The following is a 20,579-nucleotide window of genomic DNA, read 5'->3' as shown; positions in this document are numbered from 1 at the left end:
TATCCATGGATCATTTCAACCTCAGGAACGGCCAGCTTCACTGCGAGGACGTGCCGCTCGCCGACATCGCGCAAGCGGTCGGAACCCCGGTCTACGTCTATTCGACGGCAACGATGATCCGGCACGTACGCGTGTTCCGCGCCGCCTTGAGGAGACTTCACGACCCCCTCATCGCCTATGCGGTGAAGGCCAATTCCAACACCGCCGTTCTCGCCACCTTTGCCGCCGAAGAGCTCGGAGCGGACATTGTCTCCGGTGGGGAATATCGCCGTGCCCGCGCGGCGGGAGTCGACCCGTCGAAGATCGTGTTCGCGGGCGTCGGCAAGACAGCCGAAGAGATGCGGCTCGCGCTTGGCGAGGGTCTCTTCCAGTTCAACCTCGAATCCGTCGCCGAGGCGGAGATGCTGTCGCAGATTGCAACCGCCATGGGCCGCCGCGCCCCTGTCGGTTTTCGCGTCAACCCGGACGTGGTCGCCGGTACGCATGCGAAAATCTCGACCGGCTCTGCCGAGAACAAGTTCGGCGTGCCGCTGGGCGATGCGGTCGCCGCCTATGCTCACGCCGCGTCCCTGCCCGGCCTCGACCTCCAGGGCGTCGCCGTTCACATTGGGAGCCAGCTGACGAGCCTCGCACCACTGAAAAGTGCATTCACCAAGGTTGGCAGCCTGGTCCGCGAGCTTCGCCAGGCCGGCCACGACATAAAGGTCGCCGATCTCGGCGGCGGCCTCGGCGTTCCTTACGATCCGGGCAAGCCGCCCCCGCCGAGCCCGGAAGAGTTCGGCGCGATGGTCCACCGGGTGACCGCCGACTGGGATACGCGTTTGGTGTTCGAGCCTGGCAGACTCCTGATGGCCAATGCCGGCGTGCTCCTCACGCGGGTGATCCGGGTCAAGCCCGGCGCCGTTTACCCTTTCCTCGTGATCGACGCCGCGATGAACGACTTGATGCGGCCCGCTCTGTATGACGCATGGCACGCCATCGACGCCGTAGCTCCCTCCGGCGAGCGGGCGACATTGAATGTAGTCGGCCCGGTCTGCGAGACCGGCGACACCTTCGCCATGGCCCGCGAGATGGACGCGGTCGCGGCCGACGATCTCGTCGTTTTCCGCTCGGCCGGAGCCTATGCGGCGGCGATGTCGAGCACCTACAATTCGCGCCCGCTCACCCCCGAGGTTCTCGTCGACGGCGGCCGCTGGGCCGTGGTCCGCGCCCGCATCGACATAGAGCATCTCATCGCCGCGGACCCCCTGCCCGATTGGCTCGCCCGCTAGCCTTGCCCTTCGGTTCCCAGCCGCTACATCCCTCGCCCACATGGCTCGCATCGTGATGAAGTTCGGCGGCACCTCGATGGCGGGCATCGAGCGGATTCGCCACGTCGCGAACCTGGTCAAGCGTGAGGCGGAGGCCGGAAACCAGGTCGCGGTCGTCGTGTCCGCCATGGCGGGCGAGACCGACCGTCTCATCCAGTTCTGCCGCGAGGCCGCGTCGCTTTACGATGCGCGTGAATATGACGTGGTGGTGGCGAGCGGCGAGCAGGTCACCAGCGGCCTGCTCGCGATCACCCTCCAGGGGATGGGGGTGAACGCCCGCTCCTACATGGGCTGGCAACTGCCGATCCGAACCTCGGGACACGCCGCGGCGCTGATCGAAGGCATTGATGCCGCCGTGCTCGAACGCGTCTTCGCTGAGGGTGGCATCGCCGTCATCCCGGGTTTTCAGGGCGTGACGGATGCTGGCGACGTTGCGACGCTCGGCCGCGGGGGCTCCGACACGTCTGCAGTCGCCGTCGCCGCCGCTATGAAGGCGGACCGGTGCGACATCTACACCGACGTGGACGGCGTCTACACCACCGACCCGCGGATCGTGCCGCGCGCTCGCAAGCTGCCGATCATCACTTTCGAGGAAATGCTCGAACTCGCCTCCGTTGGCGCCAAGGTCTTGCAGACCCGCTCGGTCGGCCTTGCCATGCGCGAGCGGATACCGATCAAGGTGCTGTCCTCGTTCGATGACCGCCCTGGAACCATGGTCGTCGACGACGAAGAGTTGGAGAAATCTGGAATGGAACGTCAACTCGTCACCGGGATCGCTTACGACAAGAACGAGGCGCGCGTGACGCTGACCGGACTCCCCGATCGCCCGAGCACGGTTGCCGCGATCTTCGCGCCACTGGCCGACGCCAACATCAACGTCGACATGATCGTCCAAAGCGTCCCCCGCCGTGGCGAGGTGAGCGACCTGACCTTTACCGTTCCAACGGCATCGCTCGTCCAGAGCGTGGAAGCTCTGAAATCCGCTCAGGAAGCGATCGGCTTTAGCGAGATCCTGACCGATACCGATGTGGTCAAGGTCAGCGCGGTCGGCGTTGGCATGCGATCCAACGCCGGCATCGCCGCCCAGATGTTCCGCACGCTCGCGGAACGGGGGATCAACATCCTCGCCATCAGCACATCGGAAATCAAAGTGTCCGTTCTGATCCCCGAAGATTACACCGAACTTGCCGTGCGCGTGCTCCACACCGCTTACGGCCTCGACGATACGGGAGCGGCGGCATGAGCGGTCAGATCGGCCACGATCGCCTGCGCAGCCTGATGCGCCGCGGCACCGACTTCCTCGGTTGCGAGGTCGCTGTGATGGGTGGAGCGATGAGCTGGATTTCGGAGCGGAACCTGGTTTCCGCTCTGTCCAACGCCGGCGCGTTCGGGGTGATCGCCTGCGGGGCGATGACGCCCGCCTTGCTCGACACGGAGATCGCCGAGACCAAAGCCCGCACCGAGCGCCCGTTCGGCGTCAACCTCATCACCATGCACCCGCAGCTTTCCGAGCTGATCGAAGTCTGCGGGCGCCACGGCGTCGGCCACATCGTGCTGGCCGGCGGCCTCCCCCCGTCCGGATCGCTCGACCGCATCAAGGCGACCGGTGCAAAACTGATCTGCTTCGCCCCTGCCCTCTCACTCGCTCGCAAGCTGATCCGCTCCGGTGTCGACGCCCTGGTGATCGAAGGCATGGAAGCGGGCGGTCATATCGGCCCGGTCTCCACCAACGTTCTTGCCCAGGAGATCCTCCCTGAGGTGGCAGGCGATATTCCGGTCTTCGTCGCTGGCGGCATCGGGCGGGGTGAGGCGATTGCCGGTTACCTCGAAATGGGCGCGGCCGGAGTGCAGCTCGGCACCCGCTTCGTCTGCGCGAACGAGTGCATCGCCCACCCCAACTTCAAGCGCGCCTTCATCCGCGCATCGGCCCGCGACGCGGTTCCGTCCGTCCAGTTCGATCCGCGGTTGCCGGTGATCCCGGTGCGTGCGCTCCGCAACAAGGAGACGGAGGCCTTCACGGCGAAGCAGCGCGAGGTCGCCGCCCTGCTCGACGCCAAGTCGGTCGAAATGGCCGAAGCCCAGCTCCAGATCGAGCATTATTGGGCCGGCGCTCTCCGCCGCGCCGTGATCGACGGCGATGTCGAGACCGGCTCGGTGATGGCCGGCCAGTCGGTCGGCATGGTCAAAAAGGAAGAGCCGGCAGCTGACATCATCCGCCACCTGGTGGACGAAGCCGCGGCAGCGCTGGACCGACGAGCCGTTCTCGCCTGAATTGCCGTAGAACCAAACATTTCTGGTGACTTCTGGAGCCTCCGTTCTGATAGGCTCCTCCCATGCCGACCGCTTCCGCCACGTCCGCCCGCGAAATCCTGACCGGGCTGCACGACGTGATGGCCTCGCGGGCCGGCGCGCAGGCCAAGCTCAACAAGGTCGTGAAGATCATCGCCGAGGCGATGCGGAGCGAGGTCTGCTCCATCTATCTGCTCCGGGACGGCGTGCTGGAACTGTTCGCTACCCTCGGTCTCAACCAAAGCGCGGTCCACGTCACCAAGCTCGCCATGGGCGAAGGCCTGGTCGGCACCATCGCCGAGCAGGTCGGGATCCTCAACCTGGACGAGGCGACCCGCCATCCCGAATTCGCCTACCGGCCTGAGACCGGCGAGGACATGTTCCACAGCTTCGCGGGCGTCCCGATCGTCCGGCGCGAGCGGGCGATCGGCGTGCTGTGCGTCCAGCATGCCGATCCGCGTGCCTATGACGATGTCGAGATCGAAGCGCTGCAGACGGTTGCGATGGTGCTGTCCGAGCTGATCGCCGGCGCCGGCCTCGTCGACAAGAACGTCTCCGCGACGGCGGTGCGCGACGGCGGAACGGCGCGCCTGTCCGGCCTCAAGCTCGTCGTGGGCATGGCCCGGGGCTGCGCAGTCTACCACCAGCCCCGGGTTCTCATCGAGCATACCGTCGCCGAGGACACCGAGGCGGAGCGGCACCGCGTTTATTCCGCGTTCCGCAAGATGCGTGAGCAGATCGACACGATGACCAGCCTGGCCGAATTCGGCACCGCGGGCGAGCATCACGAGATCCTCGAGACCTACAAGATGTTCGCCTATGACGAGGGCTGGTCGCGCCGCATCAACGACGCGATCGACAGCGGCCTTACCGCCGAGGCGGCGATCGAGCGCGTCCAGCAGCGCACCCGCATGCGCATGCGCGAGATCCAGGATCCGCTGCTCGCCGAGCGGATGCACGATCTCGACGATCTCGCCAATCGCCTGCTCCGCATCGTCTCCGGCCAGCTTGGCACCGCGGCGCAGATGGGCTTGCCGCACGAGGCAATCCTGATCGCGCGCAACCTCGGTCCCGCAGAACTGCTCGAATATGATCGCCGCAAGCTCAAGGGCGTGATCCTGGAGGAGGGCTCGCTCACAGCTCACGTGACGATCGTGGCGCGCGCCATGGGTGTGCCGATGCTGGGCCGTGTCGCCGACGTTCGGCGGGTCATCGGGGAGGGCGATCCACTGCTCCTGGACGTCAGCGATGGCGTGGCGTGGGTCCGTCCTAGCGGCCCGATCGAGGATGCGTTCGAGGCCAAGCTCATGGTCTCGCAAAAGCGCCGGGCGGAGTTCGCGGCGCTTCGAGACCAGCCTCCGATCACCAAGGACGGGGTTCGCATCTCGGTCATGGTGAACGCGGGACTTCGCGACGATGTCGCGGCCTTGAACGTCACCGGCGCCGACGGAATCGGCCTTTTCCGCACCGAGTTCCAGTTCCTGGTCTCGGCAACGCTGCCGGGGCGGGAAAGCCAGCAGCGGCTCTACCGTTCCGTGCTGGAAGCCGCGGGCGACAAGCCGGTCATCTTCCGCACTGTGGATATCGGCGGAGACAAGGCGCTGCCCTATCTGAACGTCGCGGAGGCGACCGAGGAAAACCCCGCCATGGGCTGGCGCGCCCTGCGGCTCTCGCTCGACCGCGACGTGCTGATGAAGGCGCAGGCGCGCGCCCTTCTCGAAGCGGCGGCGGGCCGCGAACTGAATGTCATGTTTCCGATGATCTCCGAACCGTGGGAGTTCGACGAAGCCAAGGCGCTAGTGGAAAGCCAACTCAAATGGATGTCCAGGCACCGCAAGCTGCTGCCGAGCCACATTCGCTATGGCGCGATGCTGGAGGTCCCCTCGCTCGCTGAGACGCTTGATATCCTGCTTCCCCGCATCGACTTCCTGTCGATCGGCACGAACGACCTCACCCAGTTCCTGTTCGCCGCCGATCGCTCCAATCCGCGCCTCGCCGAGCGCTATGACTGGCTTTCCCCCGCCATCCTGCGCTTCCTGCGACGCATCGTGCGAGCCGCCGCCGAGCATGAAGTGCCGGTTGCGGTGTGCGGCGAAATGGGTGGGCGAACGCTGGAAGCGATGGCGCTGATCGGGATCGGCATCAACCGACTGTCGATCACTCCAGTCGCGGTTGGGCCGATCAAGGCCATGATCCGATCGCTGGACCGCGCGCGCCTGAGTCCCGCCGTGCACCATTTTCTCGACCACCCGCCCGGCGACATGCGAGCGGCGCTTACCGAATGGGCTGAAACGCACGAAGTTTCGATAGGCTGAGCTTGCGCTGCGGCGGAAGGCCGCGTCGGCGCTCCGCTTGGTTGACAATCGAGCCCCCGTCCGTTTCACAGTTGATCTGGTTAACCATGCGGCGCGGGGGCGCTCGGGCGGGGTATTGTACGGTATGAGTGACCTTGACGCCAATCCGGGCGCGCTATCGATCGGCGAACGGCTGCAAGCCGCCCGGGAGGCGAAAGGCTACAGCCTCGAGGACATCGCGACGCGCACCCGCGTGCCGGTCCGCCACCTCCAGCATATCGATGCCGGCGAGTGGAAGGCGCTGCCTGCAATCACTTACTGTATCGGGTTCGTGCGCTCCTACGGCAACGCCGTCGGCCTCGATGGGACGGCTCTAGGGGCTGAACTTCGCGAATTGGTTGGCGGCGGTGGATCCAAGAGCTCCGGCGCACCGCAATACGAACCAGCCGATCCCGCGCGGGTGCCGCCGCGCTCGCTGGCTATCGCCGCCGGTTTGCTCGCGCTCATTCTGGCGATCGGCTATCTGGTCTGGCGCACGAACGCCACGGACGAGCCGGACCCGCTCGAGCTCGCAACCGCTGCGCCGCCCGCCGTAGCCGCCGCGCCGCAGCCTGAACCGGTCGTCCCGCAGCCGCAGCCGCAGCCAGCCTCGGCCGGTCCGGTCGCCATCACGGCAGCCGATGATGTCTGGCTGCGCATCTACGAAGCGGGCGGAACGAAGCTGTTCGAGGGCTTGATCAAGGCCAACCAACGCTACGAAGTGCCGCCCACCGCTCGCGCACCGCAGATCCTCACCGGACGCCCTGATGCCCTGCGGATCACGGTTGGCCAAACCAAGATTCCTCCGCTCGCCCCGCCGCGGCAAACCGTTGCCGATGTGAGCCTGCTACCTCAGGATCTGCTTGCCCGTGTGCAGTCATCGACCGGGGTACCTGGGCCAGCTGCCCCGCCGGCCGGGATCGCGCCCGGCCCGGTCGCGCAATGATGCTTCAGTGTGAAGACACAATGGCTGGTCCATGCTATTTTGATGTTCCGGGTAATCGGGGGAATGTTCATGCGTAATCAAGCTCTTCTACTGATCCTGCTGGCGAGCGTTGCGGCTCCGGCGGTGGCACAGACGGATCGTGCCGCCGAGCGCCGGCTCGAAAAGATCGAGGCCGAATTGCGGGCCGTCCAGCGGAAGGTATTTCCCGGAGGACGCCAGGCGACGGTCGAGCCGGAGATCGGCCCCCCGGCTGCGTCCGCTGGTCCCGCTCCGGGTGTCCCAGCCGGCAGCGCCGTCGCCGACATGACCGCCCGGATCGATGCGCTCGAGGCGCAGCTTGCCCGCCTTACCGGACAAGCCGAAGAAAATGGCAACCAGCTGCGCCAGCTGTCTGACTCGATGAACCGCTTCAAGCTGGATACCGAAGCCCGGCTGACGGCCGCCGAGCGCCCAGCGGCTACCCCGGAGCAGCGCCCGCAATTGGCGTCGGAGCAGTTGCCGGTGCCCGACGCGGCGGTGCTGACCTCCAATGGCGATGCCGATCCCGAGCAAGCCTATCTCGCCGGCTTCAAGCTGTGGGAGCAGAAACGCTATTCCGACGCGCAAGCAACTCTTGACGCGATGGCGAAGCGCCACCCCACTCATCCAAAGGCGAGTTGGGCACGCAACCTGGCGGGACGGGCGCTGCTGGACGACGGCAAGCCGGCCGCGGCCGCCAAGATCCTGTTCGCCAATTACGAAGCGGACCCCAAGGGTGAGCGCGCCGCTGACAGCCTGTTCTACCTCGGCCAGGCGTTGACCCGCCTCAAGAAGAACACGGAAGCCTGCCAAGTCTACACAGAGCTTCAGGACGTTTTCGGGGCCGGGCTGCGCGAAACTATCCGCAAGGATCTACCCGCCGCTCGCAAGGCGGCCGGCTGCCGTGCTTGAGGGCCATCCCTGAAGGGGAGAACGCTACGTCCAGTACAGGATTCGCGCGCTAGGCAGCGTGGCCGGGATCGTGGCTTCGAACCAGCTGCGCAACGCCTTCATTGTCGCGGCATCGTAGACATGCTTGATCGAGCCGAATTTTGTGCGCTTCTCCGCACGCCCGTCGGGGTGCATGTCGAGCGCGGAGCCCGGATACCAGCTTTGCAGGACCGCTTTCGATCCCGCAGTGAAGCGATGGGTGATGAGTTCAACCGTGAGGTCCGGGTCCGGCGCCCCGTCCAGCGCTTCCGCGACTTCCGCCAGGAGGCCGCCATAAGCCTCCTGCCAGCCTTCCGCAGCGATGATCGGCGCGACCGTCACGCCCACCCGGTAGCCTGCGTCCGCCATGCGACGCATCGCCCGCAGGCGCGCCGCGACCGGACTGGTTCCGCCCTCGAACCGCGCGAAAAGCGGCGGGTTCAGCGAGAAGCGCATGCGCGTTCGACCGCGGTGCTGGATCCCGAGCAGCGGTTCCACCGCGTCGAACTTGCTCGTGAATCGCAGCTGCACCTCCGCATCCCAGCTGCCGAAATGGTCGATCAGACTGGAAAGCGATCCGGTCAGATGCTCGATTCCGAGCGGATCGGTGTAGCAGGACGCCTCGAACGTCGTCCCCTCATGAGCGCGGTGACTTGACCGGGAAGTCACTGTGCCCCGCCCGACATAGTTTGGCAGCTCCGCGAATATTTCCGGCAGGTTGGCATAGACTCGGGTGATCGGCGGCCCTTTGAGCGAGCCGGCGAGGTAGCAATAGTTGCAGTGCGCCGGGCAGCCCTCGGCCAGATCGACGCGCCAGTCGGCGCTCGGCGCGATCGGCTGAAGCTTGCGTTTTGACGCGGAGGCGACGGTCACCGCGAGCGTGGCTTTCGCCTCCGCATAGGCCCGGCGGGGATCATCGGGCAGGTCGAGCCCGAGGCGGTCCGAGGCCAGCTCGATCACAGGGATGTCCAGCGCGGCGGCCCGCTCGGCGATCTGGCGTGCATGACGCCATTCCCGGGCCGCCCGCGTGACCAGCACACGATTGGGCCGCCACAGGCGCGACGGGCGCGCCTTCTCCTTCAACTGGGTCGCCATGTAGACGCAAACATCAAAGTACTGATTCCGCTCCGCTCGTCTGTGGGACGATCCTGTCAGCCCAATCGACCGGCACGGACCGGCTGCTCCCCAGCCGGCTGGCCTCACGCCGTCGGTGTACCTAGACTGGCGCGATGCCGGCCCTCACGCCTCCCCCCGAGTTGGTCGTCCGGTTCAGGGCCGATCTCGAAGCGCTGGTGGGTAAGCCATCCCGGCTCGGCATCGCGGTTTCGGGAGGCCCGGACAGCCTTGCCCTGCTCCTGCTCGCCGTCGCCGCATATCCGGGGCGGATCGCAGCCGCGACGATCGACCACGGATTGCGGGTAGAAAGCGGTTGGGAAGCACTCCATGTCGAAGACATTTGCGGGCGCCTGGGCTGCCCGCATTCGATCCTGTCCGTGCAGGTAGAGGAAGGCCGCGCAGGGCTGCAGGCGGAGGCACGGAGCGTACGCTACCGCGCACTCCTCGCCTGGGCGAGGGCCGGCCACATCCCCCTGCTCGCCACCGGTCACCACCAGGACGATCAGGCGGAAACTCTGTTGATGCGGTTGGTGCGAGGCGCTGGCGTTGCCGGTCTCGCCGGCATTCGACCGGTTCGCCGGGAGGCGGCGGTATCCATAGTGCGCCCGCTGCTGGGCTGGAGCAAGGCCGAGCTCGTCCATCTGGTGGCTTTGTGCGGCATCGAGCCGATGGACGATCCTACCAACCGGGACACGAGGTTCGATCGCACGGCCGCACGAAGCATGCTGCTGGCCAATCCGTTGCTCGATCCCGCGCGCCTCGCCAGGACGGCAGTTGCCGCGCGGGAAGCCGATGACGCGCTCCAATGGGCGGCCGAGCAATTGCTGGAGGACCGCCTCACCACGCAGGGAGGCGAGTGGCGCTTGGACCCGTCCGGCTTGCCCGCGGCGATCAAACGGCGGCTGCTTGTGCGTGTTCTCGCCCAGATACGTGAAGCGCATGGCTTGCCCGAGTCCACGAGCAGCGGGCCTGAGCAGGACCGGCTGCTCGACAACCTCGAAAGCGGCGCTACGGCCACGCTGGCCGAGGTGCTGGCCCGCGGAGGTCCCATCTGGCGGTTCCGGCTCGCTCCTCCCCGCCGGGGAGCGGCCTGACCCGGTCAGCCCCGCCAGCGGCGGAAGTAGAGGTGCCCCCGCTTGTTCGTGGCCTGATAACTGCCACCGCCTTCGCACTGCACGCGGTAATATTGGAGACCCGTGCCTGCGGCTCGCTCCACCCGATCCGTGCTCGTGACGCGGCGGCAAGGAAATCCGGCCTTGCGGATGTAAGTGGCCCAGCCCGCCCCGCCTGACGGTCGGCTTTCCGGGGGCTTTGCCGCGGTCGCCGCCGGCGCCTCGGGCGCACTTGTCTCCGCGGCCGCGGCGGCAGCTTCGCCCCCTGCGGCTGGTTCCGCTGCCGGGGCAACGGCAACTTCGACTTGCGGTGGCGCTTCCTTCGGCCGTGGCTCCGGCTGCTTCGGCGCAGGCTTGATCTTCGGAGGCTCAGGCCGAACGGCCGCCGGTCCGACCGCCGCGATCGTCTCGAACCCTGCTTCCGGCTCGGCCTCCTGCGCCGCCGGTTCGGTGGGCAGAGTCGGAGGGAGCGTCACGGTCAGCTCACCGCCGCCACGTGGCGTTCGCTCGGTTTGATCTCCGCCGCCGCCGCATCCGGCGGCAGCCAGGAACGCAATCGCCGTCACACTCCAGAGCCGCATGAAGCCGTTTCTCCCCAGTCCCCAGCCCAGCCTAGAGCCGCCGCGCCCGGAGTCCACACGAACTTACCGTCAGCGCAGTTGGTCCGCCACGGCAACGGGCTTGCCCTGGAAGCGGAGCTCGACGGAGACTTGGCTCCGGCCCGAACCGGTCCTGCCGAGCGGAACCCCGGCAACGACTTCGCTCCCCGCCTCGACGGCTCGCTCGGCAAGGTTGGTGAGGAGACTGGTCCAGCCGCCGCCATGATCGATGATTACAATCTGGCCGTAGCTGCGAAATGGACCGGCATGAACGACACGGCCGGGCGCAGGGCTGAGGACAAGTGATCGCGGAGCCGCTTCCAGCACCAGCCCACGAGCATGGACGCCCGCGTCGGATAGCTCGCCCGTGCCGGTGACGACGCGCCCTTCTACGGGCAGCCGATATCCGGCAATGTTCGGCCCTGCGCCCGCGGATTGTGTCGGGGTCGCGAGCCCCGGGCGGAGAAGAGGTCCGGGCAATGACTCGAGCGCGCGTCGGACCCGCGCCTCATATTGTCGGCTGCCGAGCCGCGCGCCGATGTCGCGCGCTTCCTCACCAAAGGCGAGCGCACGATCGGATTCGGTAAGGGCGGTTTCTGCCAGGCTTGCCGACCGTTCCCGCTGCCTCGCTTCGAGCTGCGCGAGTTGGACTCGCCGACGCCGCAACTCCTCCTGTCCGCGGACAAGCGACGCAACCGCTGCCTCGGCCTGCCGGCGAAGCGCCTCGCCACGCGCAATCTCATCCCGGATCGCCGCCGTGCGGGCTTGAATGACCGGCAGGGTGGTGGCGAGCAAGGAGCGGACGTGAACCACATCGTCCATCGATCCCGGCTGGACCAGCGCGAGCGCCGGCGGGCGCCGGGCCATCGACTGGAGGGCCGCGGTCAGTCGGACAACAGGCGCCTGCCGCTCGGCAAGACGCGCGCGCTGCTCGGCGCGGCGCTCCTCGATGATGCGGATGCGGGTCTCGGCCGCGGTGATATCTGCCTCTGCCGCCTGGATGCGGGCCGCCACAGCCGCCGCCTCCGCCCGGGCGCGCGCCGCCTCGCTGGTTGCACGCGCGGCGTCGCGCTCGAGCTGGGCCGAGCGGCGCGTCGCTTCGTCCGCTTCCTGCTTAGCGAGGATCAAGGCCGCCGCCTCCTGAGCAGCGCGGGGCTGCCCGACCGCAAGGCCAGCGCCAGCCAGCGGCAAGAACATCAGCAGACCGAGATGAACAGGACGAAGCACGCCCTATCCTTCCCGATGATAGGGGTGGTTCGCAAGGATGCTGGTAGCCCGCCAGAGCTGCTCCGCAAGCATGGCGCGGGCAAGCAGGTGCGGCCAGGTCGCGCGGCCGAAAGCAAGAAGGAGGTCGGCGCCGGCCCGCGCCTCCTCATCGAAGCCGTCCGCTCCGCCAAGCAGAAACCGCGCCTCGCGTTTGCCGGCATCGCGCCAGCCTTCCAGCTTTCGGGCGAAGGCAACCGATCCCAATTGTTCGCCCTTCTCGTCGAGCAGCACGGTGACGCTGTTCTCAGCATCCGCCGGCGGCTTCCCGCCGCTCTCCGGGAGCTCGCTGATCCTGGTCGGCCAGGAGACGCGTTTCAGGTAACGCTCCACCAGCTCCGCCTCCGGACCCCGCCCGATCCGGCCGCGAGCGATGATGTGGAGGAGCAAGGCGTCAAGCGCCCGGCGCGGCTGCGACCTTTTCTTCGAAAGCCCACATGCGCTCCAGATTGTAGAAGCTGCGCACTTCGGGGCGGAACAGGTGAACAATGACGTCGTCCGCGTCGATCAGCACCCAATCGGCGATCGGCAGCCCCTCGATCCGGACGTTGCGGCCAAGTTCCTGCTTGATACGCTCGGTCAGCTTTTGCGCCATCGAGGCCACCTGGCGGGTGGAGCGGCCCGACGCGATCACCATGTGATCGGCGATGCTGGATTTGCCGGTCAGCGGGATCGTGACGACGTCGACCGCCTGGTCATCGTCGAGGGAGCGGAGCACGAGTTCGTGCAAGGCTGCGGACGGAGCGTCGGACTGGTCGAGGGCTGCCCCGTCAAGCGGGGCCGGTGCGGGTGCTGGCAATGTGCCTCCTGGCTGTAAGTGGGCGCCGCGTCACGCCATCGCGCAGCGCCGAGGGGTTCAACGATCGGGAAAGGTGCAAGTGCCAGTCGGGCTCGGCTGCCCGCAGGAGCGTGGCGGACGTCGGATCGGGCGGCATATGAAGCAGCACGAGTGCCGGCAATCTCCACTCTGTCCAGCGCGATGCCTGACCTGCGGGCCGGACGAAGCGCCGCAACCAGCCCATGGCGCGTGCCGCCCGGGCCGCGCCATCATATCCGGGACGCCCGACCACCGCAATCGGCACGCTATGCGCAATCCCCCGCCAGTCGCGCCAGAGGTGGAACTGTGACAAATTGTCCGCACCCATCAGCCACACGAACTGACGTTCGGGGAAGCGGCGGCGCAAGAGGCGCAGCGTCTCGGCCGTGTAGGCGGTGCCGAGTTGGCACTCGATCGCGGTGACCCGGATGGGTAGCCCCCGCGCAGCCCGCTGGGCGGAGCGATAGCGCACCGGGAGCGGAGCCATTCCGCGCACTTCCTTGAGCGGATTGCCAGGCGAGACGAGCCACCAGAGCTCGTCCAGCCCGAGCACGCCTAAGGCATGTCGGCTGAGCCGGCGGTGCCCGCGATGGGCGGGGTTGAAGGAGCCGCCGAGGAGCCCAGTTCGGATCATCCGGCGGCGCTAGCATGGCTGCCGGAAGGCGCGAAGCTTCTCGACGGGCTGAGGCGGCTGGGGCATGATCCCCCGGAACCGCCAGGGGGACCAGAGCTGTGGTGGAAGGGGTCGAAGGCATTGGCGAGGCGATAACGGGCGGCATGGTCGCGCGCGCGATTGAGCCTGAAGCCGGCGAGGCGCACGGCCATGGCGCCGCCTGCCTCAACTGCGGGACGCGCCTGATCGGAGAACATTGCCACCGCTGCGGACAAGGGGCGCATGTCCATCGCAGCCTCGGCGCCTTCTGGCACGACATCGCGCACAGCGTGCTGCATTTCGAAGGCAAGATCTGGCGCACCCTGCCCCTGCTGGCCTTCCGGCCGGGCGAGCTCACCCGCCGCTACATATCCGGCGAACGCGCGCGCTTCGTCTCGCCGATGGCCTTGTTCCTGTTTTCCGTGTTCCTGATGTTCGCCGTGTTCAGCTTCATCGGCGGCCCGGCGGCGATCGGCGGTCCATCCAAGGCGAACTTCCAGAACGGAATGCAGGAGGCGATCGCCGAAGCTGAAGTGGACTTGCGCGAGACGGAGACGCTTCGCGGAAAGGCCGTCGAGCAAGGCCGCGACCCTGCCAAGCTGGATGCGGACCTAAAGGAAAAGCGGGATGAGATTTCCCTCCTTCGCCAGATGCAGGCGCAGGGCGTGACCGAAGCGACGATCAGCCGCGCCTCGGACGATATCGGCGAAGCTCCAGGCTGGTTCCAGCAAGCCTATTCTAAAGCCAAGGCCAATCCCTCGCTGCTCCTCTACAAGCTGCAGAACAACGCGTATAAGTTCTCCTGGGCGTTGATCCCGCTGTCGGTGCCGTTCCTGTGGCTGCTCTTTCCGTTCAGTCGTCGGTTTCACCTTTACGACCACACGGTGTTCGTCACTTATTCGCTCTGCTTCGTGACACTGCTGACGATCGCGCTGACCCTGCTCGGCTTAGCCGGCATCGCGCCCGCCTGGCTGGTGCTGGCGGCGTTCATCCTGCCGCCCATCCACATGTACAAGCAGCTCAAGGGAGCTTACGTTCTGACCCGCTTCGGCGCGTCGTGGCGCGCCATCCTGCTCATTCAATTCGCGACGGTCGCGGCGACTTTCTTCGGCCTCCTCCTGCTCGCGCTTGGCGTGCTCGGCTGAGGCGAAGCCTGAAACGTTCCTCACGATGGGCAAGTCACCTGGCCTCGCCTCAAGTAGGGCAGGGAAACTTGCGCGCCATAAAGTGACGCATTCCGTCGCGGACCTGCATTCGCTCCCGCTGCGCCGGGGGGATTGTGCGGAAATGCGTGAGTATCTCCTTTGCCCCGATCTGGACGCCCTTGGCAGGCGGGCAATAGCCCGCCTTGCGCCCGGCCTTCGCCGCCGCCAACCGCTCCGTTTTGAGTGCCCCGGCCGAAGCGGCGATCTCCTTCTGCAACAGCTTCAGGTCGCCCGAAAAGATCGCCATCGCCCCCTTCTTTTCAAGCGCAGTGGCCCTCTCCAAAAACTGCGGCAACGGCATCGCCTGCGCGTGCAGGGCCGTCGTAGGCACAATCATCATCGACAGCATGATGGGCGCAAATCTGTACATCATTCCTCCCTGGCTGACCCGTTCAGCTCCCGTCCAGATGGTCACCGGGTAAGTTAATCACCGGTGAACCGGGCGGAGAACGGCTGAGTGCGCGCACTGCTGAGCTGGCCACGGGGGGAAGCATCCGCTTGGTTCCGCCTATCCGGATTACTCGTCGTCGCGGGCGCGTCACCAGCTTCTGCGCAACCCGATGACCCCTTAAGAGACCGGCCCGACATCGCCGCCAAGGCGGAATTGCGCATCACGCCGCGTTGCCTTCCGAACTCGGTCGCTTCGGAGGAGATCCTCGTGTGCGGACGGAGGTCGGAGACCGAACGGCAGCGTCTGCCTCGAATCATCAGCGACCGCTTCGACCCGAACGGCACCGTTGAGAGCGTCTCGCGCGAGCGGCACCGCATGTATGAGGTAGGCGACAGCGGGATCGGGTCTTGTTCCGCCTCGGGCCCCGGCGGGACGGAAGGTTGTTCCTGGAAACGCTTCAAGCAGGGGCTCGAGCAACACGGCAAGTAGGGGGCCGCTTTCCGACGCAGGAGACGCGGGAAAGCGGAGCCGCAGCACCGCTTCCCATCGAGCCGGACTGCGTAGCTAGGCGCCCTGCGGAGCCGCCGGACCGATCCCGCCGCCGCGCGGCCGGCGCGTGCTCGGGATCGAGGAGCCCGCGACGGGCATCAGCGGACGCCTGGCATTGGGATCTTCGCGGCCGATATCCTCGCCCTTGATGACCCGCTTGGATTCCTCGCCGGTCAGGGTTTCGAATTCGAGCAGGGCGTTGGCGAGGCGGTGCAACTCGTCAAGATGCTCGGTCAGCACCGCGCGCGCAGCCGTTTCCGCTTCCTCGATGAGGCGGCGAACCTCTTGGTCGATGAGCTGCGCGGTCTCGGCCGAGATCGACTGCGTGCGCGCGACCGAATGGCCCAGGAACACCTCGTCCTGATTGTCGCGGTAGCGCAGCCAGCCGAGCTTCTCGCTCATGCCATATTCCATCACCATGGAGCGGGCCATGTCGGTGGCCTGCTGGATGTCGTTGGACGCACCGGTGTTGAGCTCGTCCATGCCGTAGATGATCTGCTCGGCGATGCGGCCACCGAAGCAGAGCGCGAGCCGCGCCTTCATCTGCTTCATGCTCATCGAATAACGGTCGCGCTCCGGCAGGTTCCAGGTCACGCCCAGCGCACGACCGCGCGGAATGATCGTCACCTTGTGCAGCGGATCGCAGCCGGGGACATAGAGCGACACCAGCGCATGTCCGGCCTCGTGATACGCCGTCGATCGCTTCTCGTCCTCGGTCATCACCATCGACTTGCGTTCGGCGCCCATCATGACTTTGTCTTTGGCTTCTTCGAATTCTTTCATGGCGACGAGGCGCTTGCCTTTGCGGGCGGCGAGCAGGGCGGCTTCGTTGGCGAGGTTCGCCAGGTCCGCGCCCGAGAAGCCCGGCGTGCCGCGCGCGATGGTGCGGGTGTCGACGTCGGGCGCGAGCGGCAGCTTCTTCATGTGCACGAGCAGGATCTTCTCGCGCCCCTCGATGTCCGGCCGCGGCACCACGACCTGGCGGTCGAAGCGGCCCGGGCGAAGCAAGGCGGGATCGAGCACGTCCGGGCGATTGGTCGCCGCGATGATGATGATGCCTTCATTGGCCTCGAAGCCGTCCATCTCGACCAGCAGCTGATTGAGCGTCTGCTCGCGCTCGTCATTGCCGTTGCCCAGGCCCGCGCCGCGATGGCGGCCGACCGCGTCGATCTCGTCGATGAAGACGATGCACGGCGCGTTCTTCTTGGCCTGCTCGAACATGTCGCGGACGCGGCTGGCGCCGACGCCGACGAACATCTCGACGAAGTCCGAGCCCGAGATTGTGAAGAAGGGCACGTTCGCCTCACCCGCGACGGCGCGGGCGAGCAAGGTCTTGCCGGTGCCGGGTGACCCGACCAGCAGCGCGCCCTTGGGAATTTTGCCGCCCAGCCGCGCGAACTTGCTCGGGTCCTTGAGGAAATCGACGATCTCCTGCAGCTCCTCGCGGGATTCGTCGATGCCGGCGACATCGTCGAAGGTGACGCGGCCATGCTTTTCGGTCAGCATCTTGGCCTTGGACTTGCCGAAGCCCATCGCGCCCGAGCCCGCATTCTTCTGCATCTGGCGCATCACGAAGAAAGCGATGCCGAGGATGAGGAGGAAGGGCAGCGACTGATAGAGCAGGATCAGCCAGATGGAGGTGGTCTGCTCGGGCTCGGCGGAAAAAGCGACGCCCTTGTTCTTGAGCCGATCGACGAGCGCCAGATCCTGCGGCGCATTGGCGGTGAAACGCTCGCCGCTGGAGAGCACGCCCGTGACCCGCTCCTTGCCGATCACGACTTCCTTGACCGAGCCTTCATCGACCCGGTTCAGGAACTCGGAATAGGCCATGCCCTCGCCCTTGGGCGCGCGGCTGCCGCCGTCGATGATCTGCACGAACAGCACCAAAGCGAGCAGAATGCCCGCCCAGATGAAGAGGCTCTTCATCCAGGGATTGCCGCCCGGGCCTCCGCCAGTGCCGTTGCCGCCGCCCTGATCCTTGTCCGCCATGAACAATCCCATCGAAGTGATACTTCGATGGGAACCCTTGGGGATCGCCCTGTCGAAGCCGTTAACTCTTCACCCAAGATAGGCATTCCCGGGCGCTTGGCAATGTGGCGCCGGGCGGGTGGACGGGCGGGTGATGCGGCTGGTCCGGAGGCTGAGTTCGCGCGCCTAATTCAGACGACCTTCCAGATGACGAACGCGGGGAAGTCTCCTGCGCTGCTTCAAGGTCAGATCGGCATTTCGATGGAAGCCGCGGCCGGATTGCACCAGCTGCCCTAGATGGATAACACACCCTCGATAAATGAGAGGGTGCGATGGGACTTTCAACAATTTGGGCGGCAGCCTTGACGGCTGCCGTGGTTCAGCAGCCGGCCGGACCTGACGGCGAAGCAATCCAGCAGCGTCTTGAGCAAGCGCTGCAGACGATGGTGCCGCTGGTGAAGGTGGCGGGCCGCACCTATCGCTCGAGGACAGTCGCGGAGCTGATGCAAAGCGAGAATGTCCCTGGCATCAGCGTCGCAGTGGTCGATGACGGCCGCATCGTCTGGGCGCGCGCTTATGGACTGGCTGATCGTGCGACGGGTCGGATGGCGACACCGGAAACCTTGTTCCAGGCGGCATCAATCAGCAAGCCGGTGGCGGCAACTGGGGCGCTGGCTCTGGTGGACCAAGGCGTTCTGAGCCTCGATCGCCCCGTCAACGAGCAGCTTACCTCGTGGCAGGTACCCGCTCACGACTTCTCCGAGACCGTGACGCTGCGACGCCTGCTCTCCCACACCGCGGGGCTGACCGTGCACGGCTTCCCCGGATATTCGAGCGAGGCGCTGCTTCCCACTGTGGTTCAGGTGCTCAACGGCGCACCGCCTGCCAACACGGAGACGGTTCGGGTGGATGTCCAGCCCGGATCGCGCTGGCGCTACTCCGGCGGCGGCATCACCGTCGCGCAAGTCTTGATGAGCGATGCGACAGCCGAGCCGTTCCCGGCGCTGATGGACCGCCTGGTGCTACGGCCGCTCGGGATGGCGCACTCAACCTACAAGCAGCCGTTGAACGAGGCCGATGCTGCTGCGGCAGCGACCGCGCATAACGCAAAGGGAGAGCCGATCGCAGGGCGCTTCCATGTCTATCCGGAGATGGCCGCCGCAGGCTTGTGGACGACCCCGAGCGACCTGGCGCGTTGGGCCGTCGCGCTATCCTCCGCCTTCAAGGGAGAAGCCGGTGGTCCGCTCCGCCCCGAGACAGCCCGCGCGATGCTGACGCCCGGAATGGGCGATTGGGGCCTTGGCGTTGGCCTCCAGGGGGAAGGGAACGACATGCGCTTCTGGCACAACGGGGTGAACGAGGGCTTCCGATCGATCTTCTTCAGTTACCCGCACCGGCGACAGGCAGTCGTCATCATGGCCAATGGCGAGACCGGCAACGAAGTGCTGGGCCCAGTGCGGGTGGCGATCGGCCGCGTCCTGGGCTGGCCGGGCTCCGAGCAACGGACGATTACCCCCGTGCCAGTCAGCAGAAAGTCCCGCTTCGAGCAGGTCGGCTACTACACGCATCCTAGCTTCTCGGCTCATATCGGGCTTCGCGATGATGGCCTTGTCCTCGTTCCCAGCCAGGGCGACCCCGTAGAGGCATTACCACAGCAGGAAGATGTTTATGCGCTGACCGAGAGAGGGGACCGGATGGAATTCCAGCGGGACAAAAGATCGGGCCGGATCACCAGTCTTACCTTGGGCCGGCTCACCTTGCAGCGGGTGCGCTAACGTCTCCCGGCGGAGGTCTTGTGACTACCGTCACAGGCGTCCGCTGAGCGGCAATCGCAGCCGTCCAGCAGCCTGATCGAGCTCGCAAAAAGCTACGGTGCGCTGCCGCACATGAATGTCCGTTTTCGACCCATTGCGGACATTCCGGCTTGCTGACATCGTGTGCCGATGATTTGGCGCTTAGCTCCCGTGCTCACGATGATCCTGTTAAGCTGCTCCGCCGAAACCAGCGGCGGCGATTGTGGTGAGAGCTTCTGCCTGCCTCACGATGCTCAACTCCTCAGCAAGCGAACTCCGGTTGAGGACTTCAATCTTTACCAAGTCGATTGGAATGGGCGGAGGTTCGTGATCTACGAAGGCAATGCGCCTAATTAGGCCGATGTTGTCGAAAGCAAGCTGCGGCTGCCTCTCGATGCAGAAGCGACGCTTCGGCAGGAAAAGGGGCGCGGCAGCGTGACCCTCCACATGCATCCGCAATGGCCGAACTACCTTCAGATCAATGGACCATGCGTTCAGGGCGAGGAATGTGCCGCCGCAACGCTGGCGAGGTCCATCAGAAGGCGGTGAGCCATTGTCGGCTTTCGACCCATTGCGGACATTCAGCGTTAGCCCCACTACTTCGTCGTGAAACAGCCACGACAAGCTGACCCTTTTCGCCGCGAGATGTGGCAGGACCGACTGCACGCGGTCAGCAGTTCGTGGAAAGCCATCTTGCTACTGACCGGCTTAGGAGCGGTCCTGTTTGCGCTACGGGATGCGGCGCTTTACATCGCCCCCTGGCCCGCCCAGTCTCGCCCGATCACCCGGGGGTTAATCTGCATGTCCAGAGTCTTGTCATTAATCCTGCTCGCGATGGCGGGCGTCGTCAGTGCCGCACCGGCGCAGGCTGAGACACTTACCTTCAATGTCGCGCTGGACGGCAAATATGGGTCGGCGCCGACTGGCTCCGCCGCCACCGGGATGGCGCAGATCACGGTCGATACGGAGCGTCGCACGATCTCGCTCGACCTGACCGCGGATGGCATCACTCCCGACGCCTTGTGGGACAAGCTCGTGGCGGCGCCGATCGGTCCTGTTCACCTGCACAAATATGCCACCGCCGCCGGCGGGGATTCGGTGCTGGTTGTGCCCTTTCCCTTCGGCCCGGAATACAAAGCGACCGGAGACGGCATGCGTCTGACGGCAAAGGATCGTGATTATGCCGCCGGCGCGGCGCTCCTGCGATCTGGCCTGTCGTTTGAGGACTTCGTCGCGGCGATGCGCGGCGGTCTCATCGTGCTCAACATCCACACCGATGCCTTTAACC

General features: G+C 66.1%; 19 protein-coding genes. 10 read left to right on the top strand and 9 right to left on the bottom strand.

What is annotated here, in order from left to right:
* The first annotated feature begins 5 nt into the window (after nt 1–5).
* The 6 genes from lysA (at nt 6) to VF631_RS01095 (ending at nt 7,808) form a co-directional block, all read left to right on the top strand.
* Nucleotides 6–1,271, top strand: coding sequence for a diaminopimelate decarboxylase (gene lysA / locus VF631_RS01120; protein WP_431848420.1), 1,266 nt, complete (start codon nt 6–8; stop codon nt 1,269–1,271).
* Nucleotides 1,272–1,311: 40 nt separating this feature from the next.
* Nucleotides 1,312–2,553, top strand: coding sequence for an aspartate kinase (locus VF631_RS01115; protein ID WP_431848419.1), 1,242 nt, complete (start codon nt 1,312–1,314; stop codon nt 2,551–2,553).
* Entirely contained in the window at nt 2,550–3,581 is a 1,032-nt protein-coding gene (locus tag VF631_RS01110) for an NAD(P)H-dependent flavin oxidoreductase (RefSeq protein WP_431848418.1), read from the top strand. Before VF631_RS01115 ends, VF631_RS01110 begins: the two co-directional genes overlap by 4 nt.
* A 62-nt stretch (nt 3,582–3,643) precedes the next feature.
* Entirely contained in the window at nt 3,644–5,914 is a 2,271-nt protein-coding gene (ptsP, locus tag VF631_RS01105; protein WP_431848417.1) for a phosphoenolpyruvate--protein phosphotransferase, read from the top strand.
* 124 nt (nt 5,915–6,038) lie between these two features.
* Nucleotides 6,039–6,878, top strand: a complete 840-nt coding sequence (locus VF631_RS01100; RefSeq protein WP_431848416.1) for a helix-turn-helix domain-containing protein — start codon at nt 6,039–6,041, stop codon at nt 6,876–6,878.
* Nucleotides 6,879–6,947: 69 nt separating this feature from the next.
* A complete protein-coding gene (locus VF631_RS01095) occupies nt 6,948–7,808 on the top strand; it encodes a tetratricopeptide repeat protein (protein WP_431848415.1) in 861 nt (286 codons plus the stop codon).
* A 24-nt stretch (nt 7,809–7,832) separates the two neighbouring features.
* Here VF631_RS01095 and VF631_RS01090 read toward each other — a convergent pair whose 3' ends face one another.
* Nucleotides 7,833–8,921 carry a radical SAM protein gene (locus tag VF631_RS01090; protein WP_431848414.1) on the bottom strand — a complete coding sequence of 363 codons (1,089 nt, stop codon included), beginning with the start codon at nt 8,919–8,921 and terminating at the stop codon, nt 7,833–7,835.
* Nucleotides 8,922–9,055: 134 nt separating this feature from the next.
* Between VF631_RS01090 and tilS the strand changes: the two genes are divergently transcribed.
* The gene (gene tilS / locus VF631_RS01085; RefSeq protein ID WP_431848413.1) at nt 9,056–10,036 is read left to right on the top strand and encodes a tRNA lysidine(34) synthetase TilS; all 981 of its coding nucleotides are present in this window, start codon (nt 9,056–9,058) and stop codon (nt 10,034–10,036) included.
* Nucleotides 10,037–10,041: 5 nt separating this feature from the next.
* On the opposite strand, the gene VF631_RS01080 is transcribed toward tilS, so the two are convergent.
* The 5 genes from VF631_RS01080 to VF631_RS01060 all read right to left on the bottom strand — a co-directional run bounded on the left by VF631_RS01080 (nt 10,042) and on the right by VF631_RS01060 (nt 13,367).
* Nucleotides 10,042–10,635, bottom strand: coding sequence for a hypothetical protein (locus tag VF631_RS01080; RefSeq protein ID WP_431848412.1), 594 nt, complete (start codon nt 10,633–10,635; stop codon nt 10,042–10,044).
* 69 nt (nt 10,636–10,704) lie between these two features.
* Nucleotides 10,705–11,880 carry a murein hydrolase activator EnvC family protein gene (locus tag VF631_RS01075; RefSeq protein WP_431848411.1) on the bottom strand — a complete coding sequence of 392 codons (1,176 nt, stop codon included), beginning with the start codon at nt 11,878–11,880 and terminating at the stop codon, nt 10,705–10,707.
* Nucleotides 11,881–11,883: 3 nt separating this feature from the next.
* Complete coding sequence (locus VF631_RS01070; protein ID WP_431848410.1) at nt 11,884–12,306, bottom strand: 23S rRNA (pseudouridine(1915)-N(3))-methyltransferase RlmH; 423 nt, start codon at nt 12,304–12,306, stop codon at nt 11,884–11,886.
* A gap of 4 nt (nt 12,307–12,310) precedes the next feature.
* On the bottom strand, nt 12,311–12,646 hold the full coding sequence (rsfS, locus tag VF631_RS01065; RefSeq protein ID WP_431848455.1) for a ribosome silencing factor: 336 nt from the start codon (nt 12,644–12,646) through the stop codon (nt 12,311–12,313).
* A 40-nt stretch (nt 12,647–12,686) separates the two neighbouring features.
* A complete protein-coding gene (locus VF631_RS01060; RefSeq protein WP_431848409.1) occupies nt 12,687–13,367 on the bottom strand; it encodes a nicotinate-nucleotide adenylyltransferase in 681 nt (226 codons plus the stop codon).
* A 101-nt stretch (nt 13,368–13,468) separates the two neighbouring features.
* Here VF631_RS01060 and VF631_RS01055 point away from each other — a divergent pair, with 101 nt between their 5' ends.
* Complete coding sequence (locus tag VF631_RS01055; RefSeq protein ID WP_431848408.1) at nt 13,469–14,530, top strand: DUF3667 domain-containing protein; 1,062 nt, start codon at nt 13,469–13,471, stop codon at nt 14,528–14,530.
* 49 nt (nt 14,531–14,579) lie between these two features.
* Here the strand turns inward: VF631_RS01055 and VF631_RS01050 are convergent, their stop codons facing one another.
* Both VF631_RS01050 and ftsH read right to left on the bottom strand, forming a co-directional pair.
* On the bottom strand, nt 14,580–14,963 hold the full coding sequence (locus VF631_RS01050) for a hypothetical protein (RefSeq protein ID WP_431848407.1): 384 nt from the start codon (nt 14,961–14,963) through the stop codon (nt 14,580–14,582).
* A 582-nt stretch (nt 14,964–15,545) separates the two neighbouring features.
* Nucleotides 15,546–17,519: an ATP-dependent zinc metalloprotease FtsH gene (ftsH, locus tag VF631_RS01045; protein WP_431848406.1), complete on the bottom strand. Its 1,974-nt coding sequence runs from the start codon at nt 17,517–17,519 to the stop codon at nt 15,546–15,548.
* Between the two features lie 353 nt (nt 17,520–17,872).
* Between ftsH and VF631_RS01040 the strand changes: the two genes are divergently transcribed.
* Nucleotides 17,873–19,273, top strand: coding sequence for a serine hydrolase domain-containing protein (locus VF631_RS01040; RefSeq protein WP_431848405.1), 1,401 nt, complete (start codon nt 17,873–17,875; stop codon nt 19,271–19,273).
* Between the two features lie 207 nt (nt 19,274–19,480).
* Here the strand turns inward: VF631_RS01040 and VF631_RS01035 are convergent, their stop codons facing one another.
* The gene (locus VF631_RS01035; protein WP_431848404.1) at nt 19,481–19,957 is read right to left on the bottom strand and encodes a hypothetical protein; all 477 of its coding nucleotides are present in this window, start codon (nt 19,955–19,957) and stop codon (nt 19,481–19,483) included.
* Nucleotides 19,958–20,092: 135 nt separating this feature from the next.
* Here VF631_RS01035 and VF631_RS01030 point away from each other — a divergent pair.
* The coding region (locus tag VF631_RS01030; protein ID WP_431848403.1) for a CHRD domain-containing protein at nt 20,093–20,579 on the top strand (487 nt) is incomplete at its 3' end.

The organism is Allosphingosinicella sp. (assembly GCF_036387615.1).
Classification (GTDB): Bacteria; Pseudomonadota; Alphaproteobacteria; order Sphingomonadales; family Sphingomonadaceae; genus Allosphingosinicella.
Note: the sequence above shows the minus strand (reverse complement) of the source record. Positions and strands in the feature narration are given on the sequence as shown.

Coding starts and splice junctions, on each gene's coding strand:
- ptsP (WP_431848417.1), top strand. CDS start 3,644: ATGCCGACCGCTTCCGCCACGTCCGCCCGCGAAATCCTGACCGGGCTG.
- VF631_RS01050 (WP_431848407.1), bottom strand. CDS start 14,963: ATGATGTACAGATTTGCGCCCATCATGCTGTCGATGATGATTGTGCCT.
- VF631_RS01110 (WP_431848418.1), top strand. CDS start 2,550: ATGAGCGGTCAGATCGGCCACGATCGCCTGCGCAGCCTGATGCGCCGC.
- ftsH (WP_431848406.1), bottom strand. CDS start 17,519: ATGGCGGACAAGGATCAGGGCGGCGGCAACGGCACTGGCGGAGGCCCG.
- VF631_RS01095 (WP_431848415.1), top strand. CDS start 6,948: ATGCGTAATCAAGCTCTTCTACTGATCCTGCTGGCGAGCGTTGCGGCT.
- VF631_RS01115 (WP_431848419.1), top strand. CDS start 1,312: ATGGCTCGCATCGTGATGAAGTTCGGCGGCACCTCGATGGCGGGCATC.
- VF631_RS01060 (WP_431848409.1), bottom strand. CDS start 13,367: ATGATCCGAACTGGGCTCCTCGGCGGCTCCTTCAACCCCGCCCATCGC.
- VF631_RS01090 (WP_431848414.1), bottom strand. CDS start 8,921: ATGGCGACCCAGTTGAAGGAGAAGGCGCGCCCGTCGCGCCTGTGGCGG.
- VF631_RS01100 (WP_431848416.1), top strand. CDS start 6,039: ATGAGTGACCTTGACGCCAATCCGGGCGCGCTATCGATCGGCGAACGG.
- tilS (WP_431848413.1), top strand. CDS start 9,056: ATGCCGGCCCTCACGCCTCCCCCCGAGTTGGTCGTCCGGTTCAGGGCC.
- VF631_RS01080 (WP_431848412.1), bottom strand. CDS start 10,635: ATGCGGCTCTGGAGTGTGACGGCGATTGCGTTCCTGGCTGCCGCCGGA.
- lysA (WP_431848420.1), top strand. CDS start 6: ATGGATCATTTCAACCTCAGGAACGGCCAGCTTCACTGCGAGGACGTG.